At 36.6% G+C, this 20,415-nt stretch carries 15 protein-coding genes; 4 read left to right on the top strand and 11 right to left on the bottom strand.

What is annotated here, in order from left to right:
• Positions 1–26 precede the first annotated feature (26 nt).
• Together ctlX and ACFE0M_RS01915 are read right to left on the bottom strand one after the other, a co-directional pair.
• A complete protein-coding gene (gene ctlX, locus ACFE0M_RS01920) occupies positions 27–971 on the bottom strand; it encodes a citrulline utilization hydrolase CtlX (protein WP_434544058.1) in 945 nt (314 codons plus the stop codon).
• Between the two features lie 35 nt (positions 972–1,006).
• A complete protein-coding gene (locus tag ACFE0M_RS01915) occupies positions 1,007–1,924 on the bottom strand; it encodes a dimethylarginine dimethylaminohydrolase family protein (protein WP_434544057.1) in 918 nt (305 codons plus the stop codon).
• A 120-nt stretch (positions 1,925–2,044) separates the two neighbouring features.
• Between ACFE0M_RS01915 and ACFE0M_RS01910 the strand changes: the two genes are divergently transcribed.
• Positions 2,045–3,433, top strand: coding sequence for an arginine decarboxylase (locus ACFE0M_RS01910; RefSeq protein ID WP_434544055.1), 1,389 nt, complete (start codon positions 2,045–2,047; stop codon positions 3,431–3,433).
• A 140-nt stretch (positions 3,434–3,573) separates the two neighbouring features.
• On the opposite strand, the gene ACFE0M_RS01905 is transcribed toward ACFE0M_RS01910, so the two are convergent.
• From ACFE0M_RS01905 to ACFE0M_RS01890, 4 genes are all read right to left on the bottom strand, one after another.
• Entirely contained in the window at positions 3,574–4,773 is a 1,200-nt protein-coding gene (locus tag ACFE0M_RS01905; protein ID WP_434544054.1) for a GAF domain-containing sensor histidine kinase, read from the bottom strand.
• Positions 4,774–4,857: 84 nt separating this feature from the next.
• Positions 4,858–5,736, bottom strand: a complete 879-nt coding sequence (gene fabD / locus ACFE0M_RS01900; protein WP_434544053.1) for an ACP S-malonyltransferase — start codon at positions 5,734–5,736, stop codon at positions 4,858–4,860.
• Positions 5,737–5,996: 260 nt separating this feature from the next.
• On the bottom strand, positions 5,997–6,401 hold the full coding sequence (locus ACFE0M_RS01895) for a thiol-disulfide oxidoreductase DCC family protein (RefSeq protein WP_434544052.1): 405 nt from the start codon (positions 6,399–6,401) through the stop codon (positions 5,997–5,999).
• Between the two features lies 1 nt (position 6,402).
• Entirely contained in the window at positions 6,403–9,192 is a 2,790-nt protein-coding gene (locus ACFE0M_RS01890; protein WP_434544051.1) for a gliding motility-associated C-terminal domain-containing protein, read from the bottom strand.
• Between the two features lie 220 nt (positions 9,193–9,412).
• On the opposite strand from ACFE0M_RS01890, the gene ACFE0M_RS01885 reads away from it, so the two are divergent.
• Genes ACFE0M_RS01885 through ACFE0M_RS01875 form a run of 3 tightly spaced genes read left to right on the top strand, consistent with a single transcriptional unit; the run spans position 9,413 to position 12,813 of the window.
• Positions 9,413–10,084, top strand: coding sequence for a succinate dehydrogenase cytochrome b subunit (locus ACFE0M_RS01885; RefSeq protein WP_434544050.1), 672 nt, complete (start codon positions 9,413–9,415; stop codon positions 10,082–10,084).
• A 16-nt stretch (positions 10,085–10,100) separates the two neighbouring features.
• Complete coding sequence (locus tag ACFE0M_RS01880; RefSeq protein ID WP_434544049.1) at positions 10,101–12,035, top strand: fumarate reductase/succinate dehydrogenase flavoprotein subunit; 1,935 nt, start codon at positions 10,101–10,103, stop codon at positions 12,033–12,035.
• A gap of 28 nt (positions 12,036–12,063) precedes the next feature.
• Complete coding sequence (locus ACFE0M_RS01875) at positions 12,064–12,813, top strand: succinate dehydrogenase/fumarate reductase iron-sulfur subunit (RefSeq protein WP_434544048.1); 750 nt, start codon at positions 12,064–12,066, stop codon at positions 12,811–12,813.
• A 158-nt stretch (positions 12,814–12,971) separates the two neighbouring features.
• On the opposite strand, the gene ACFE0M_RS01870 is transcribed toward ACFE0M_RS01875, so the two are convergent.
• From ACFE0M_RS01870 to ACFE0M_RS01850, 5 genes are all read right to left on the bottom strand, one after another.
• Positions 12,972–14,069 carry an Ldh family oxidoreductase gene (locus tag ACFE0M_RS01870; protein WP_434544047.1) on the bottom strand — a complete coding sequence of 366 codons (1,098 nt, stop codon included), beginning with the start codon at positions 14,067–14,069 and terminating at the stop codon, positions 12,972–12,974.
• Positions 14,069–15,004: a Ppx/GppA phosphatase family protein gene (locus ACFE0M_RS01865; protein ID WP_434544046.1), complete on the bottom strand. Its 936-nt coding sequence runs from the start codon at positions 15,002–15,004 to the stop codon at positions 14,069–14,071. Before ACFE0M_RS01865 ends, ACFE0M_RS01870 begins: the two co-directional genes overlap by 1 nt.
• Before the next feature lie 82 nt (positions 15,005–15,086).
• A complete protein-coding gene (locus tag ACFE0M_RS01860; RefSeq protein WP_434544045.1) occupies positions 15,087–15,728 on the bottom strand; it encodes a Crp/Fnr family transcriptional regulator in 642 nt (213 codons plus the stop codon).
• A 32-nt stretch (positions 15,729–15,760) separates the two neighbouring features.
• A complete protein-coding gene (locus tag ACFE0M_RS01855) occupies positions 15,761–17,101 on the bottom strand; it encodes an alkaline phosphatase family protein (RefSeq protein ID WP_434544044.1) in 1,341 nt (446 codons plus the stop codon).
• Positions 17,102–17,216: 115 nt separating this feature from the next.
• Positions 17,217–20,405, bottom strand: a complete 3,189-nt coding sequence (locus ACFE0M_RS01850) for a TonB-dependent receptor (RefSeq protein ID WP_434544043.1) — start codon at positions 20,403–20,405, stop codon at positions 17,217–17,219.
• Between the last annotated feature and the right edge of the window lie 10 nt (positions 20,406–20,415).

Here is a 20,415-nt window from a genome sequence, read left to right as displayed (position 1 = left end):
TATTTAATAAATAGTGAATTGAATGATTAAGCTTTGGGTAAGAATACTTCCGACATCATACACCTGGCACTTCCACCACCTAAAGCTTCAATAGTGTTCAATGAACTGCTTATAATTTCACAATATTTTTCTATTCTTTTAATTTGTTCCTCACTTAAGGATTGATGGGCAGCTGCAGACATCACCAAATAGGGTTTTCCGTCTGACCCATTTACCTGCAACATATTACCTGCAAAATGGTGTTTTTGCTCTTCGCTGATTTCAATTACTTCTTTGCCGCTATTGTGTAAACTTTCAATCACAGCTTTTCTTTCATCTTTATCATCAATTGATTTTGCACAAAGAATAGCGAAATCATTGGCAATACACATCATCACATTGGTATGATAAATAGGCAATCTTTTGCCATCCACATTTTGATTGGCCGTGAATTTTACGGCTTTATAGCCAAATTTATTACAAAACTCATTCAATACCTGTTCGTCTGTTCTCAATGAAACAGCGATATATACCAACTTATTTGGACGGTCTAAAATCATACTTCCAGTACCTTCCAAAAAGCGATTTTCCTCCTCATGTTTTGAGAAGTCTATAATTTCATTGATTTTTAAACCTTCCTTAGTTTGGAGTTTTTCCAAAATATCGGGCCTTCTTTCCAATCTTCTATTGGGAGCATACATAGGATAAAGCCCCACTTTCCCATCTTCGTGGAAGGAAACCCAATTGTTTGGGAAAATAGAATCAGGTGTGCTTGGATCAGGTGTATCTTCCACCACAATCACATTAATTTTTTTGCTTCTGAGTTTTTCAACAAAATGGTCAAATTCTTCAGCAGCTTTTAACTGTATTTCGGATGCACTGAGTCCTTCAATTGCTTTTTGGTAATAGTTGTTTACAGCAGTTTGTTCATTGAATCTGAACTGAACTGGGCGAACCATCATTAATGTATCGGTGCTTTGCTTATTTTCCATCTGACTAAAAATTTTCAAAAAGAATAAAAATTATTTTATTTCGCTCTTTCAAGCGGTAAAGTTGAACATCTTAACAAACCTTCCATTTTAGAAATTTCAGCATAAGGCACTTTTTCAACTGTAAACCCTTTTGCTTCCAATATTTCGGCTAAGCGAGTGAAATTCTCCTCTAGTACCACCACTTTAGGACTGATGGAAAATACATTAGAGTTCATCTCATACATCTCATCTCTTGTGATGTGGATTAAATTTTCTTCACCAAAATATTTGACCAAATATTGATAATCTTCTTCCAATTTGAACCCTTCTTTATAAATAATGGCTTGATTTTCTCCTACAGGCTGAAAACAGCAATCCAAATGTAAGGCATTATCTTTGGCTACTTCATCCGATTTGTTGAGCTGAAAACCTTTTACAGTTTTGTCTGGAAATTCCTTTGTAAGAAATTCTACACCTGCTCCATTGGTTCTGGCCACTATATATTTTTCAAAGTCCTCTTTTTCTGAGTATCCCACAAAAATATGATCTTTCCATGGCATCACATCCCCTCCTTCTATTCTCACATTTACGGGCACCTCCACTATATTGGCAGGATTAATTTGATCAATGACATATTGTATGCCTTGAATTTCTTCGTCTCTGTCTTTTAGAATGCGTGGTTTGATGAATTTATCTTCAATCACAAACCCGATGTCTCTTGAAAAAATTTGATTATAATCTTCAATAATTTCAGGGCGGTAAACTTTCACTCCATGCTTTTCCAAAACCTTTGCAAATGCTTCCATTTCTTTTACCATATCGGCCTCTTTAGGGTAAGTACCTGCCGCTATATGTTCTTTCGACTTAGGGTCATAAGCATCAGCCAATTTGGGAACATCCCCAACTCCTTTAGCAGTTCCCAAAATAACAGCCCTCAATGGGGAAGTTTCATCATTTACAAATACATTGATCATAAAAAATATTGAATTATTTAATACAAAAAACAGAATGTTTCTGCGGTAAAATTTTAGTTTTGCAAAGATTGCAAATATAATTCAATATTGCATTTTAACACCCTACTAAACTTTGGATGAATGAAGAGTTATATAGATTTAATAGAACAAACCTTTTATTGGCCACAAAAAGAATTTAATGTTGAGAATAATGCCTTAAAGTTTCATGATGTTCCATTGATGGATATCATTGAAAAGTATGGCACACCTCTGAAATTGACCTATCTGCCAAAGATTAGTCAAAATATTAATCAGGCAAGAGATTTTTTTGCCAAGGCGTTCAAGAAATATAATTATAAAGGAAACTATACATACTGTTATTGTACCAAATCTTCTCATTTTTCTTTTGTAATGGAAGAAGCGCTGAAAGCAGGTGTTCATATGGAAACATCTTCTTCATTTGATATTCCTATTGTAAAGAAAATGCATGAAAAGGGATTTTTGACCAAACAACATTATGTAGTTTGCAATGGTTTTAAAAGACCGCTTTACAGACAATATATCAATGAATTAATAAATGATGGTTTTGAAAATGTTGTTCCTGTGCTTGATGATTTGAATGAATTGGATAGCTATGAAGCTGAGGCTCAAAAGCCGTATAAAGTAGGGATTAGAATAGCTTCAGATGAAGAACCTACCTTTGAATTTTATACTAGTCGTTTAGGAATTCGCTACAACGATGTAGTGGATTTATATCAAAATAAAATTGCTAAGAGTGAAAAAGCAAAGCTGAAAATGTTGCATTTCTTTATCAATACAGGCATTAAGGATACGGCTTATTACTGGAGTGAATTAGGTCGATTTATTGATAAGTATTGTGAACTGAAAAAAATAGCACCGGAACTGGACACTATTGATATTGGAGGTGGATTTCCAATTAAAACCTCTTTAGGGTTCGAATATGATTATCAGTATATGGTCGATCAGATAGTAGAAAATATTCAATGGATCTGTGAAAAGAATAATGTGGAAACTCCACATATTATGACTGAATTTGGAAGTTATACGGTAGGGGAGAGCGGAGCCACTATTTATTCAATTTTAGATCAAAAACTACAAAACGATAAAGAGCTTTGGTATATGATTGACGGCTCCTTCATAACGCATTTGCCGGATGTTTGGGGCTTGAATCAGAAATTTATTCTAATGGCCATTAATAATTGGGATGAGCCATTTCATAAAGTAAAAATGGGAGGCTTAACCTGCGATTCGATGGATTATTATAATTCTGAGGCGCATTCCTTCGAAGTCTTTTTACCTAAAGTCAAAAGAAATGAGAAACAGTATGTTGGTTTCTTTCATACAGGGGCTTATCAAGAATCATTGGGTGGATATGGAGGTATTCAACATTGTTTAATACCAGCCCCTAAGCATGTTTTGATTGATAAAGATGAGAAAGGAAATATCACAACCAAGCTATTTGCTGAAGAACAAACAAGCGAAAGTATGTTGAAAATTTTAGGTTATTAGTAATCTGAAAAGACCTGCCAGGTTTTCAATCGAGGTTAAAATGGTTGGTGTGCCAACAACCATGGTTTCTACCTCGGTCGGTGGCACACCGACGGGTAACCATGGTTAATAATTTATGTAAACTTGACAAATTTATCCTCTCAAGCCAAAGGAAGTGCAAAAGAAAAAGTGCTTCCTTCTCCTTCTTCTGATTCAATGTTTAATTCAGTTTTATGGATGGATAAAAACTCCCTAACCAGTTGTAATCCTAATCCAGTACCTTTTTCATTTCTAGTTCCCTTTGTAGAAACCTTCTTGTCTTTTAATTTAATTCTTTCCAATAAATCATTTGGAATTCCTACCCCGGTGTCAATTACTTTAATGATAGCCTGATGAACCTCAGTCTTCTCAATATCCACTTCTACTTTTCCATTTTCTGTAAATTTTATGGCATTATTGATAAGATTTCTCATGATAAATCTTATCATGGCTAAGTCTGCCTTTACCCTCAAGTTATCGCCAATTCCACATTTTAATTCAATACCTTTGTCTAATGCATTTCCTTCAAATAAACTGCAAATTTCCAATACCGTTTCTTTAACATTTACTTCTGTTAGGTTAACTTCATTAGTACTTCTTGACCACTCCAATAGATTTTCCACCAATTCATTTAAACTGTTCAGGTTATTTTTTACTAAGGGGAATAATTGAGCTAGTTCTTCAGGGTTGTTAGCATCAATATAATTAGAATTTAAATAAGCACGCATGCTGTTGATCGGACCCTTTAAATCGTGTGAGATGATACTGGTAATCTGACTGTTCAGTTGATTAAGAGATTCTAATTTTTCATTAATGGATTCTAGTTTTAATTTTTTATCTCTTAATTCAATTAATTTCGAAGCCTGCCCCCCTAAAATTTTCAATGCCTTTATTTGAGTTTCGCTCAGTTTTTTAGGTTTGGAATCGATTACACAGAGCGTACCAAGATTATAGCCGTTTTCAGATTTAATAGGCATTCCAGCATAAAATCTGATATTGGGGTCGTCTGTAACCAATGGGTTGTCATAAAATCTTTTGTCAGCTACTGCATTTTCAATGATGAAGACATCCTCACCATTTATGGCATGACCACAAAAAGAAACGTCTCTGGGAGTTGAGTCAGTTGACAAGCCTTTATTGGATTTGAACCATTGGCGATCAGCATCAATTAAGGTTACCAAAGAAATAGGAACTCCGCAGATGATGGAGGCAAGCTCCACCAACTCATCAAAATCTTTCTCTTGTTCGGAATCTAAGATATTTAAACTTCGGAGTTCCTTTAGTCTTTCATTTTCATTTTGTGGAATATCCGGCTTTTTCATTCTATAATTTATCAATAAACATTTGAATTTCAGGCTTTTTTATTAAAATACCATCATCTTCAAATTATTTAATTATAAATTATATTACGATAATTGGTCAACTTCGGATTCTCTATTGATTTTCTTTACTAAGCCTTGTAATACTTTTTCTGGGCCACTTTCAATAAAAATAGAAGCACCATCCTGCACCATTTGATGAACGGATTGTGTCCACTTTACAGGTGCGGTCAGTTGAGCAATTAAATTTTCTTTTATGGCTTCAATATCGATTGAGCCTTGCGCATTTACATTTTGGTAAACTGGGCATTTGGGCTGATTAAAGCTTGTTTCTTTAATGGCTTGTGCTAATTCTTCCCTGGCAGGTTCCATTAAAGGAGAGTGAAAAGCACCCCCTACTGGTAACGGCATTGCTCTTTTGGCTCCTGCTTCTTTCATTTTTTCACAGGCAATTTCAATTCCTTTGTTTGAGCCGGAGATTACCAATTGTCCCGGGCAGTTATAATTGGCAGGAACTACCACTTCATCTGTAATTTCGTTACATACTTTTTCCACCACTTCGTCTTCTAATCCTAAAACAGCGGCCATAGTAGATGGGTTAATCTCGCAAGCTTTTTGCATGGCCAAGGCTCTTTTATAGACTAATTTAAGGCCATCTTCAAATGATAGAGTGCCATTGGCTACTAAAGCTGAAAATTCGCCTAATGAGTGTCCTGCCACCATCTCAGGCTTAAAATCAGGATGAACCAAAGCATTGATTACAGAATGGAGGAATACAGCTGGTTGAGTCACCTTGGTTTCTTTTAATTCCTCAGCGGTACCTTCGAACATTGTTTTAGTGATTTCGAAACCTAATATTTCATTGGCTTGATTAAACAGCTTTTTAGCCTGGGGGTTATTTTCATATAATTCTTTTCCCATTCCTGGATATTGGGCACCTTGCCCTGGAAATACATAAGCTTTCATAGGATATTTTTTATGATTTAAATTCAGAACTTAAATTTTGTGGCAAGTTATAAACTTTTCCAAAGTTTGAACAAATAAATACTTAATGAAACGCTATAACTTTCATTAACTTATTCTACTTTGTTAAGTAGATAATGGAGAAGAAACCTGCTAAGTCTGTTTACTATTATAAATGCGAAAAACAGAGTTTATATGAAACTAATTTTCGGGAAATTGAAATCAAAATAAAGAGGAAATTTTGAAGATAGAAATTAAGAAGTTTAATCCATTTTCAAAAATCTATCTTTTATATCTATAGTCGGCATTCTGCATGTATCTCTTTTACCAAACCATTTGTAGCGGTTTTTAGCAATAAAGTCATAAACGAAATCTCTTAGGAATTTTGGGAAAATAATCAGTGAATAAAGAATTTTCCACATCCCATCCAATTTCTTTGCAACTCTTAGTGCGGCTGTGCTTTTGGAATAGATTTTATCAGAATCTAATAATATGATACTATCGGTATTCTCCAATGTCGATTGAGGAATGAATTCTTTTGCAATCTCAGATTGCAAAGGTGCAAATTTAAAATAGCCTTTCTTGTCATGGTCTATAATGAAATTTATTGCGCCATTGCATAAGTTACAAACTCCATCGAAGAATATGATAGGTTGTGTTGGTTTCAAACTATCTTATAATTTGTACATATCCCTTATACCTTTGCTGGCGATTTTCAGGCCTTAGCATATCAAAAGTCACTATAGCTTCAAAGAAATAAGTTGCCGAAGGAAGAGGTTCTCCGTTGAAATTGGTGCCGTCCCAATCGATATACAAGCTATTTTCGCCACCACTTTCATATGCGTAAACCTGCTTTCCATATCTATTGAATACCTTAAAAACTATTTTTTCAACAAAACGAGGGCATTTTTCCAACGGAATTGTGGCTGCTTGGGTAAAATCTTTATTGAAAAAAGGAGTAAAGGTATCATTCTTATTATCCCCGTTTGGAGTAAATACATTAGGAAATGCTATATTCGGACAATTTTCCTTACAGAAAATCTCGGAAAACTGACTTCTGTTTTCAGATTGATCAACCGCTCTTATTCTATAACAACCGGCAAATTCAGGAAGGTTGTCATGAATGAAAAAAGTATCCCGGGTAGTTCCGATCAATTCAAATTCATTTTCAAGATCACTTTGGAAGAAGATCTCATAATAGCTTATCTGACTATCACAACTATCGGTTAGGTTTGCTTCCCAGAATAATTCGTTTTGGTATTGATTAAACCCACAATCCTTATCGGCCAAGAATTCCAAGCATTTTTCAGGCGAATCTAGCTGGAAACCAACATCAAATGGTGGACATGGGTCTATTTGATCATCTGGTCGGGCACAAAGAATTTGAGAATCATTAAGTAGTGGTTCAAAGATATCTTCGTTTCCATATCCTCCCGATGTAGTAACAAAATAACAATATTCCTCCATATTGGATAAATTTTGATCGTTAAACTGACCACTGTCTAAATATTGGAATCCAAATTGAGTTACATCCACTGAATCAATTAATACCAATTGATAGGGATCTCCCCCGGCTTTATTTCTGTAGATATAATGATAAGGAAAATCTTGATTTGTATTGGACCAAGGTACATTTGCTTCCCAGTTTAATTCAACTGATTCAAATAATCCGACTGAAGAAAGTCTGACCGAAGAAGCCCTTGCTGAAATTTCAATTAAATTTTCCTCATTCACCTCATCATTCAACAAATAAAGTTCTAATTGATAGGTGTAAACTTCTGAGGCAGTGTTTAAAGCTGTATCAGTAAAAGTTGTGTCATCTTCAATGGTAGCTACAGGTTCAAAGCCATCACCATTACTCCTTAAAATTTGATATTTATATGGAGCAGGATATATATCTGTATCAATATCTAATGGAGGTAACCAACTAACAGTGATTTCACCATTCTCAGAATCTGTTTCATCAATGCTAACATTGGTAATAACTGGGCCAGTGGCTGCAACTTGTTGACACACTTCTTCGGAAGCATAGCTGACACCTCCTTTTGGCAATTCAAATATTGCTACCAATCTATAACAATAGGTAGCTCCAAAATCCAGCCCCTGGCCTGCATTATCATCTAAGAAAGTATTTTGGCCAACCGGTACCGCTCCAATTAATTCATATCCTCCATTTTCAGGAATACCTATTTCACAATTAAGAGGCTCGAATTCGAAGCTGTCCACCCTTCTGTAAACTTGAATTACTTCAGCGTCCCCACAATTATATTCATCCCAACTTACTTCAATCGATCTTTGCGGTTTACTTTCTGCCACAACATTTTTTGGAGATGGTGGAACAACCGTTACACTCCAAGTTTCAAAAGCAGTTAATCTGATGCCAGGGCCACTATCGGTGGCTTTAAATCTTACTAAATAGGGGTCTTCCCTGATGTGGGAACAATCAGTTTGCCATGAGAAATTTGAAGTAGTGGGGGATTCAAAGAATTCATCACTCTCAGGTGTTAAAACCGCTGGAGGCGATAAGACAAAGGGTCCACCAAAACCTTCAATTCTAACTAGAGATTCCGGGTTTGGATCTGTGGCAATTATTTCAGCTTCCAATAATGTTCCTGCTTCTATACAGGTATCAAGCGGTATTTGTAGCTCAGGTGGGTCATTTTCTGTTTCATCCACTATAATTTGCATATCGCGTGTAACACTTCCTAAAAATCGCCATTCGCCTGCTATTTTTCGCCACTCTTCCGCAATAAAGGCTACATTGAACTCACCTTTTAGTCCAGGTGTATCCCATATTAAATCTCCAAGAACTTCATCTAATGTGAGGGTTGGAGGACCACCTTGTAGGTTTTGTCCACCTGCCGCAATTTCAGGGGATCTAAAATTAGGTACATTTACACCTTGTCTGCTTTGAGGGGTAACCATTTTAAAAGCAATACTATCACCATTGATATCAAATGCTCCAGGGTTATGATAAAATAAAACCCCTACAGCGCCTTTATCTACCGGTGGAATTAGAAATACAGGAGTGTCATTACAACCGAAAAAAGGATCAATTCTTATGAGAGTTTCCACATAAAAAGAAACCGATCCGGAATTACTCATATTGATAATCCCTACATTTCGAAAGTCTTCTACATAGGAAACTACATAATCTCCATTTGAATTATAGTCATGCCTTATCTTAAACTCAACTAACTCTATTTCATCATCAATTATCTCTTTTCGGCTAAATCCATCTGGGTTTAACATAATAGATTCACCATCACCAAATTTGAATTCTCCATTACCAAATAGGATGTCCGAGCCAGTATCTCTGTAGGCAGTAAGAGTAAATTCATATTCCCTTCCGCTACATCCAATTCTTCTGGCTGTGATTTCACCAGCCCTTATGTGAGTGGCGAGTGTTTCACCTAATGTGCAGAAAATCAATATAATGAATAAGGTGATTTTTTTCACGAGTCTGTTATTGATAAGAGTATCTAAAACGTTAAATTAAAAAATATTGTTCTTAAAACATCAAAACATTCGGATTTAATAAAAAGTTAAACCGAACACCTAAAATAAGCAATATTATTTAGAATTGTTTAAAATAGAAAACACAATTGTTTTCTAAGTGTTCCAAATGTAACTTTGAGACGAACAATATATTATAAACCTATTAATTAAAATAAAATATATGAGTTGGCTTTCAGATACTTTAACAAGTACAATCGGTAGGAAATTGGTGATGTCACTTACCGGTCTTTTTTTAATCATTTTTTTGGTGGTCCATTTGGCAGGAAACTTTCAGTTGTTAGCTGATGATGGTGGTTTGGCATTTAATGCTTATGCTAAGTTTATGACTTCAAATCCGCTGATTAAGTTTACTTCTTATGGATTATATGCATTTATCTTGATCCATATTATCATGTCTATTGTTTTGGCTGCAAAGAACAGATCGGCCAGACCAGTAGGATATGCTCAAGTAAAAGGATCCGCAAATAGCTCATTTTCTTCCAGGAATATGGGGATTTTGGGATTCATTATTTTTGTCTTTTTAGTAATCCATTTAAGGAATTTTTGGTATGAAATGCATTGGGGTTCCATTCCAATGGATGAAGCTGGAAACAAAGACCTATATGCAGTTGTTAATGCAGCATTCAGTCAATGGTGGTATGTTGCAATTTATGTAGTATGTATGGTGGGATTAGCTTTTCACTTATCACATGGCTTTTCAAGTGCTTTCCAAACACTTGGAATCAACCATAAAAAATATACACCATTCATTAAAAAATTAGGAATCGTTTATGCAATCCTTATTCCGGCTGCATTTGCAAGTATTCCATTAATCATGTTTTTCAATAGTTAAGGATAATTACTGTACTATGAATTTAGAATCAAAAATACCTGAAGGTCCATTAGCAGAGAAATGGACGAATCATAAATTTAATGTGAAGCTGGTGAATCCGGCTAATAAGCGTAAATATGATGTAATTGTAGTAGGAACTGGTCTAGCTGGAGCATCCGCCTCTGCCTCATTAGCTGAACTTGGATATAATGTAAAAGCTTTTTGCTTTCAGGATAGCCCAAGAAGAGCTCACTCAATTGCTGCACAGGGTGGTATTAATGCCGCTAAAAACTATCAAAATGACGGTGATAGTGTTTTTCGTCTTTTTTACGATACTATTAAAGGTGGTGATTATCGCTCAAGAGAAGCTAATGTTTACAGATTAGCTGAAGTAAGTGTAAATATCATTGACCAATGTGTGGCGCAAGGTGTTCCTTTTGCTAGAGAATATGGTGGTCTATTGGCCAACCGTTCTTTTGGTGGTGCGCAAGTATCAAGGACATTTTACGCTCGAGGTCAAACAGGACAGCAATTATTATTAGGTGCTTATAGCGCTTTAAGCCGTCAAGTGGCTAATGGTAAAGTTGAGCTTTTCCCAAGAACGGAGATGTTAGATTTAGTAATGGTGGATGGAAAAGCCAGAGGTATTGTTACCCGTAATTTAGTAACTGGGAAAATTGAATCTCATAGTGCCCATGCAGTTGTATTGGCTTCTGGTGGATATGGTAATGTGTTTTATTTGTCAACAAACGCAATGGGTTCAAATGTAACTGCTGCATGGAGAGCTCACAAAAAAGGCGCTTTAATGGCAAATCCATGTTACACTCAAATTCACCCAACCTGTATTCCAGTAAGTGGTGACCATCAATCCAAATTGACTTTGATGTCTGAATCATTAAGAAATGATGGTCGTGTTTGGGTTCCTGCAACCAAAGAATTAGCAGAAAAAATCAGGAAAAAGGAGATTCACCCTAATGATTTGAGCGAAGATGAAAGAGACTACTACTTAGAAACCAAATATCCAGCTTTTGGTAATTTGGTTCCTCGTGATGTAGCCTCTAGAAATGCAAAATATGTTTGTGATGAAGGCAGAGGTGTAAATGAATCAGGTAAGGCAGTTTACCTTGACTTTAGAGATGCAATAAACAGAGATGGCGAAGACACCATTGCTGGAAAATATGGAAACTTGTTTGATATGTACAAACAGATCACGGGTAGCAATCCGTACAAAGAGCCAATGATGATTTACCCAGCAGTACATTATACGATGGGCGGCCTTTGGGTAGATTATAATTTGAAAACTAATATTGATGGTTTATATGCAACAGGTGAATCGAATTTCTCAGATCACGGAGCAAATCGATTAGGGGCCAGTGCATTGATGCAAGGATTAGCGGATGGTTACTTCGTTATTCCATATACAATTGGTAATTATTTAGCAGGTGAGAAATATGAGAAGATAGGAATTGACCATGAAGCTTTCAAAGAAGCTGAAAAAGCAGTGAAAGACAATATTGATAAATTACTTTCTATTAAAGGTACAAAATCAGTTGACTATTACCACAAGGAATTAGGTAAAATCATGTGGGATTATTGTGGGATGTCTAGAACAGCTGAAGGCTTGAAAAAAGCAAAAGAAATGGTACGAGAACTGAGAGCTGATTTCTGGAAAAATGTAAAAGTTTTAGGTACAAATGAAGAATTTAATAGTTCATTAGAAAAAGCATCGAGAGTTTCTGATTTCTTAGAGCAAGGTGAGTTGATGATAGATGATGCTTTGCATAGAGAAGAATCTTGTGGAGGTCACTTTAGAGAAGAGCATCAGACTCCGGAAGGTGAAGCAAAGCGAAATGATGAAGACTTTGCTTATGTGGCTGCTTGGGAATACACAGGTCCTGAACAACCTGAAACACTTCACAAAGAACAATTGATATTCGAAAATGTAAAACTGACACAAAGGAGCTATAAATAATCCTTAAGTCATCTAAAATATTTTAATTATGAAATTTAAATTAAAAATCTGGAGACAGAAGAACAATCAAGATAAAGGAGCATTTAAAACGTATGAATTGGATGGAGTATCCTCCGATATGTCATTTTTAGAAATGATTGATGTCTTAAATGAACAATTAACTGATAAAGACGAGGATCCTGTGCACTTTGACCACGATTGCCGAGAAGGCATTTGTGGGATGTGCAGTATGTATATAAACGGAGAACCACACGGTCCTTTAAGAGGAGTAACTACTTGCCAACTTCACATGAGAAGTTTCCAAGACGGTGAAACCATTACCATTGAACCATGGAGAGCAAAAGCATTTCCAATTGTTAAGGATTTAGCGGTTGATAGAAGTGCATTTGATAGAGTAATTCAGGCTGGTGGTTATGTCAGCGTGAATACAGGTGGAACCCCAGATGCCAACGAAATTCCTATTCCTAAATCAGTTGCAGATGAAGCATTTGATGCAGCTACCTGTATTGGTTGTGGAGCTTGTGTGGCAGCATGTAAAAATGCATCAGCTATGCTTTTTGTAAGTGCCAAAGTTTCGCAATTATCAATGTTGCCTCAAGGAAAAGTAGAAAGTGCAGAAAGAGTACAAAAAATGGTGGCTCAAATGGATGAAGAAGGCTTTGGAGCTTGTACTAACACTGGAGCTTGTTCAGCTGAATGTCCAAAAGGTATTGATTTATCAAATATCGCAAGAATGAACAGAGAATATTTGGGAGCTAAAGTGGGTTCGCAAGATTAATTTTATCTTAATAAACTAATTAAAAGGGGCTTCGGTCCTTTTTTTGTTCTTCTTAGTTTGTGCTTTTATTCCAAAACTGGGGGTATTTCATAACTTTTGTAAGTTCTAAAATAAATCAGAAGCTCCTTTAGTCAAATCAGACCAGCCCTTAAACAACCCTAATAAACTCCATTAAAATAATCTTCAAATTTCAATCCAAATTTACCTCCAATATCACTTAAATCTTTTACCACAGCAGGAAGTAAAGGAATGCCATGGGCTTTTCTGTCTGCACTCATTTCCCTTTCCGGATCTCCGGGAATCAATACTTGATCGTTTTCTCCTGTGGTTTCTGATGCACGAAAAGTTTCAATCCAATTGTCCATGTGGTATTTGAAATCTTCTGCCGGGCGGAAGGCATCAATTCGCATAGCCCCCAAGAAATGACCCAAGCCTTCACCAACGGGATTTTCTTTCAGTGGCAAAAAGCTTACGAAAGGAGGAGCCCAAGGCCCGTAGTTGGCACCTGAAAGTACTGCGGAGAAGATATCGACTATAGAGCCCAGAATATATCCTTTATGGCCAGAGTGTTCTCTTGAACCTCCCAAAGGCAACATACTGCCGCCTTTTTTTAAGGCATCCACATCAGTCGTGCCTTTTCCATCTTTATCCTGCACCCAGCCCAAAGGAGCTTTTTCGTTTTTCCTTTTTAAGACCTCCAATTTTCCATTGGCTACTGTAGTGGTAGCAAAATCTGCTACATAAGGTGGTTGATTTTTGGTGGGGATGGCAATTGATATGGGATTGGTGCCCAATAATCTTTCTTTGGAAAAAGTAGGGGATACCAATGGACTGGCATTGGTCATGGACCAGCCTATCATATCTTTTTCCAATGCCATCATACTGTGGTGACCGGCAATACCATAATGATTGGAGTTTTTGACCGATACCCAGCCTGTACCTACTTTCTCGGCTTTTTCCATGGCTATTCTCATGGCAAAAGGGGCAACTACTAAGCCTAAACCCTTGTCGCCATCAATTACGGCCGTGCTGGGGGTTTCATGAATTATTTTAATATTGGGTTTAGCGTTAATTCTGCCTTCTTCCCACAATCTGATGTAGCCATGTAATCGCGCAACTCCATGTGAATCCACTCCTCTTAAATCGGCATTCACCAAGACTTCTGAAGCTTCTTCCGCTTCATTCTCAGGGCAGCCAATTTGAATAAAAACTTCCTTAACAAAATGCTGTAATGCTATATGATTATATTGACTCATCAAGATAATTTAATTTCATTTGCTAATATGGCATCGAGCAAACCTTCCTTAAGTGCGTAGGTCGATACTTTTATATCCATAAAATCATTGTTTTCAATCAAGAACTGAATTAGGCAGACCGCTACCACTATCATATCCACACGCATTTCAATCATACCGGGTATGGCCATTCTTTCTTCTCTGGTTTTATGGATGATTTCATTAAAAATCCTATCGAAATCCTCTAAGCTTAAAGAAAATGAAACCTCATCTGGTTTTTCAATTTCTTTTTCTTGGTAATTGATGTCTATTAAAGTGTCAAAAGTACCCGATGAACCAATTAGATGATGAGGTTGGTAAATATCCATTTTCACTTTAAGCTCTGCCAATTCTTTCCTTAAAAAATCATCCAATTTTTCGATGTCTTTTGGTAGGATGGGATCGTGCTTGTGGAATTTATCCAATAATCTTTGAGCTCCAATTTCAAAACTTTGCATCCAGAATACTTCGGTCTGATTGCAGATAATGAATTCTACGCTCCCACCGCCTATGTCCATAATCAAGGCGGGCTCAGGTCCAATATCCAATGCTTTTTTAACACCCATGTGGATGTATTTCGCTTCATCCATACCGGAGATCAATTGAATGGAAATACCCGTAGCATCAAAGATTCTGTCCATGACTTCTTTTCCATTTTCAGCATTTCGCATAGCGGAAGTGGCACTGGCAAAGATGTTTTCTACTTTCTCCTCATTGATTTTGTCTTTGAAATATAGCATGGTTTTAAGTGCTCTTTCTTGCGCACTTTTGCTAATAGTACCCTCACTAATTCCGCCTTCACCCAACTTTACGGCTATTTTCTCTTTATGAAGAATTTTCTCTTCACCATCTTTAACTTCTACAATGAGTAAGTGAAAAGTATTCGTGCCTAAATCTATAATGGCTATTTTATCCATAGTTTTATACCTGCCTAAAAAACAATGCGCAATATACTATTTAGCGGGCAATTGGCAATTAGAATTACATCTATTACTAAATTTATGGGATCATGACAGGATCCAGTTCTAGAAGAAGTGTTTCGTAATCATTATTTACTTTTTTGAAAATGTTGGCGACAGTTTGCCTGCTCGATCCTGTTAAATCTGCGATGTCTTTTTGTGAGAAAAGACTAAAGATATTGATTGATTTTCCATCAACATCTTTAATCTTCACATTGAATTCCCTGTATAGCCTTTTGATTCTTACGGAGGTGTCTTCTGATATTACGGTAAAAAAGCGTGTTTCTGCCCGCGACCATCTTCTCACAATGTATTTAGTGAACATTTCGGAAATTTGAATATCTGTAAAAATTAATTTTTTGATAAATATTAATTCATATTGACGAAGCTTAACACTGGTAAGCGTTTTGGCGAATTCTTGAAAATTACCGTCCAATAAACGGTAATTCCCAAAAAAATCGCCTGGTTTTAAAATGTCATAGCAATGTTCTGTCCCATCAATAGCATAATTCCCCACTTTTACTGCTCCAGACACAACTTCAAATATGATGTGGGGCTCTTCTGATGGTTTATAGATATATTCTCCTTTTTTGAATTCAGCGGTACTTATCTGCTTTTGGACACCGCTTTTATATTCATCATGCTGGTTCAAATAGTTAAATAATTCTAATGTTTTGGCCATCTTAAATATTTAATAGAATTTAAACAGTTATATTAATTCTTTATGATTCCTGGGTATAATATCCCTTTGGTATTCTGCAATTGAAGGCCTAAAATTTTGGCTATTACGGGAGCTACATCTGTCAGGTACATTTCTTTTAATACCGTTTTTTCATTTGCTTTTCCACCAAAGGCAATAAAACCCGTATAAATATTTTCGTATTCTGGAAAGAATCCGTGTGTTCCTCCACTACCTTTTCTCAACAATTCACCCTCTATTTTGGAAGTCATATTAATCCCCTCATTTGGTGCAATGGCAAGAACCGCCTGAGGGTCAGCCCCAATTTTTTTTAGTTCTTCTTTTTCTACAATTCTGAAAAGCTTCTGCTGACTTTCAGGCAATGCATTAAAAAGTGCTTTTACTTTTTCTATTGATTTTGTGTCCTTGGGATTTTTTAAATGTAAAAAAGCAGAAGCGCCTGAACTATGAAATTTTGCTTTCCATTCTGTTCCGTCTTCATTGATTAGTCCGTTTTCTCTTAATAAAACATTGGGAGCCATAATAGAATGAATATCCACAAAGCCGTGGTCACCAGTAATAATAAAGGTAGTATTTTCCAATTTCCCCAATCTTTCAACTGTTTCTAAAATTTGCCCAATGGCTGCATCCACAGCGCTTACTGCTCTTTTAGGCATGTAGCCTTCCCTTCCATCAGTATGTTGGAAGTGGTCAGCTGAAAGTAGGTGAACGGCCAACAAATCAGGATTGTATTTTTCATAAATATAGGAAGCGGCCGAAGCAAACTTTCCTTCTCTAGCGAAGTATCCTTGATTACCGAAATTATTGTTGGTTATTTTGCCTGTGGCGTGGATTTCAATTTCATCCATAAAGCCTTTTGGAGTGGCATTTTTTTTCATAGGAGCAAATCGATCTTCACCTTCTTTTATGGACCAAACTTCCGGGATGTTGTAATCTATTGGCGCTCCTACAGTTACCGGCCAAGAGATTGCGGCTGTGGTCAATCCGGCTTCTTTACTGAGAGAAAACAAAGTAGGCGTTTTGATATTTTCATATTCCCAATACCATTTACCAGTCGCTCCATCAGGTTCAAATGGAGTATTATAGTAAATCCCGTGTTCTGAAGGGGGCATTCCACTGATGATGGTAGTGTGAGAAGGATAAGTGACGGATGGAAAGACCCCCTTCACAGCTTTTGCATGAGTGCCATTTTTAGCCATGTATTGTATTACAGGAGCTGGCCAATTTTCATTTAAATAAAAATCAGGCCTTAAGCCATCAATCGAAATCAAAATCACTTGTTGTTTTTGTCCTAAAGCGGAAAAACTGATGAAAATTGATAGAAATAAAATGGTAATTTTATTGATGAAATCCATATCTTAGTTTGTTATGAGTTTGTGAATTTAGTTTTAAATAATACAAAAAAAGTTAAGAGAACATTATGCTTATGTTCCCCTAACTTTAAATTAAAAAAATGAAGAAAATTAAAAATTAGAAAGAATAACGCAAGCCTACTTGTACCCTCCACGGTGTTCCGTTAATCGGGAGCGCGCCCACATTACTCTCTACATTATATTGGTAATTACGACTGTCAGGATCGAATCCAGCAATTCTCAATAAGTTTCTATTCCTAAAATTGTTGTTGACACCCCATTCAGGATTAAGCATATTGGCTAAATTGAAAAGGTCTGCAGACAACTCAAAATTATGTTTCTTCACTATGGAAAAGTTTTTAATCATCCTTAAGTCAATGGTGTAAAAGAATGGATTAACACCACCATTTCGTTCTGCTATCTGCCCTAAATTATTGTTGATATAGTCTTTAACACTTTGGGAGGTTTCCGGATCATTTAAGATTCCATTGATGCCTTCACGGATATTAGCAGGAGTGTTTGGGTCATTTGGATCATAAACGAAAGCCAGATCATTTCTCAAATTGAAATCTCCGTTAAGACTTCCGTTTGTGGTTAGGAATGAATAACGTGTTCCACCAATTCCATTCAAGGTTGCACCAAATGTAAAACCAGCAAATGAGGGCGAGACACCATTAACCACTACTTTGTCCGAAAAATGATTATCAGAATATCCGTAGTTCAATTCCCTTGGGTCATCTTCCACAGGAAGGAAAGTAGAAGTATTGGCTACACAGCAATTGTAAGAGGAGTTATCTTTTGCCTGATTTCTGGTGTAGCTAACATTTAAGCTTCCATCTTTTCCTAATCTCAAACTAGCATCTATAACAGCAGCATATTGAGTTAATTCTCCATCAGATTGTAAAACTAATGCACGGCCAACTTCCTCAGATTTTCTTGAATCTAACCAGCTTGACTGGCCATTATCTGGATTGATAGCGGGTGCTGGGACAAAAACACCTCTGTCATTTTCTGTGCTCAATCTGAAATAAGGGTCATCAACTAAGTTAGCCTCTTGGTAAACATAATTGTTAAATGTTTTGCTGTATAACAAATTAACCCCAACTCTTAATCTATCCCCAAAAAAATTATTGTAATTCACATTAGCTTTCAAGGTATTAGGCACCTTAAAATTTTCACCTACTGCATTAATGGTGGCTATGCCAGCTGTAGCTCCTTCAGGTATTCCAGGAACAGATGATGGATCTTCTCTATATCTTTCAAAATTTGGATTTGGAATTAAATCCGGATCGGTAACATCAATGGAAGCTAACATCTGTCCACTGTTCTGAATATTATTAACCTGTGCATAGTAATGTGGCTGAGCTGAGAATAGACCTGCACCAAACTTGATGATGTCTTTATTTTCACCTTTTACGTTCCATAGGGCTTGGAACCTTGGCTGAAGATTGAACCAGTCAGATGGTTTACGATCAGTTCTAATCCCTAATTCCTGATCAACTGTAGGGTTGTATTGAGCAGGAGTGGAGAAAATAGTGGCATCATATCTTAAACCAAAAGTAGTATTGAAGTTTGGCAACATTTCAAAATCCACTTGTCCAAATAAAGAGACATCATAAACCGTTTGTTCCACTATGGGTAATCCTTGTGTAGGTACTTCCCTTGCATAACGAATAGGCGTCATATTTTCCAAATCCTGTAAACTGTTGAAGAAGAATCTTCCGTTTTGTTCATTGGAAAGAAGGGTTTCCAAATAAGTCACCATATTGTCTGTCCCGAAAGTGAAGTTGTATTTACCTTGGGTTAAATAAGTAGTATTGACTAAATGAAGTTGTCTTTCTAAATTAGTTTCAGGCGTGAATCTTTGTCCTCCAAACTGCAATGAGCGAGATTGAGTAGCATTTGGGTTGCTTTCTGTTGGGAAAGGACTCTGCACCTGAACAATTGCTCTTGGGATATTTTGACTTGGCAACTGTGGATTAGTTCCAAATTCCCTTTCGGCATGTTGAAATTGTGCTTTCAATTCGTTGGTCATGTTTGGACTTATAGCACTTCTTAGCGAAAGCAGAAGACTGTTTTCTCTTGAAGAAAACGAACCCCAAGTTTCAGCAAGATTGATATTAGAATTATCATTTATACTTAGTGGATTATTCCAATCTGTATAATTATTTCTTAAAGTCAATCTATTTTTTTCGTTCAATTGCCAATCCACTCTAGTGAATAAGGTATTGGCCACAGAGCTTCTTTGGAATTCTCCCACTTGTTGCTCATCGCTTACTCCGTACAAATCCCTTGCAATTTGGATAGCTTTGTCCAAAGTATCTTTTCTGATCCCCAATCTTCTTTCATCTGCTTCATTATTGATATCAGCAATGAAAACCGGTTGACCTGAATCTTGTCTGTCATATGCCATATAAAAATGAACTTTGTCTTTCACAATTGGACCACCCAAACTGAATCCCCATTGGTAGTTGGAAAATTCTTGGTCTCTTTCATTTCCTCTGATATCCAATTGACTTGCCAATTGGTCATTTCTGTGATACATAAAGGCGGATCCTTCGAATTCGTTGGTACCGGATTTAGTCACTGCATTCAATGCACCGCCTGCTTGACGACCTTGGGTTACATCATAAGAATTCGTTACTACCTCAAACTCTCTTATAGCCTCCATAGAAATGGTATAAGGACCTCTCCCTATTTCACCTGCAGTTAATTGATTTCTGGCATTTACACCATCAACCGTCACATTGGTTGAGGTTCTTCTTTGGCCTCCGAGGTTTATGCTTCCACCTCCTTGCAAGGGAGAAAGAGCCGTCAGATTTGTGAAATTTCTACCTTCATTGGGTAGGTTTTTCATTTTTTCGGAATTAATGGCAATGCCCGAGCCTGCTCTGTCGGCTCTTTTGGAAAAACTGTTAGCACTTACCACCACTTCTTTTAGCTCCTCTGTATCAGCTGTTAAGTTTACATCCAAATTTAATTTATCACCTTGGTTTAACTGAATGTCCTGAACTTGATAATTTTGGTAGCCTATAAAACTGATGGTCAAATTATAAGGCCCGCCCAATGGAAGTTGTTTAAGTAAAAATTTTCCGTCAAGGGAGGTGATAGTTCCGGTTTCGAAACCGGTTGATTCATTTTTCAAGATGACATTAGCTCCCGGAAGTCCTTTGCCATCGCTATCTTTTACAATTCCACTTATGGAGGCATCAGTAGATTGCGCATAAGTTACTGCTTGCATGCTAAAGGTTGCCAATAAAATTGCAAGGCAATTAAACATGATTTTTCTCGTAATTTTTAGTTTCATTGGTTATAAT

It is taken from the genome of Marivirga sp. (assembly GCF_051117495.1).
GTDB lineage: Bacteria > Bacteroidota > Bacteroidia > Cytophagales > Cyclobacteriaceae > Marivirga.
This window is presented reverse-complemented; position numbering and strand designations above follow the sequence as displayed.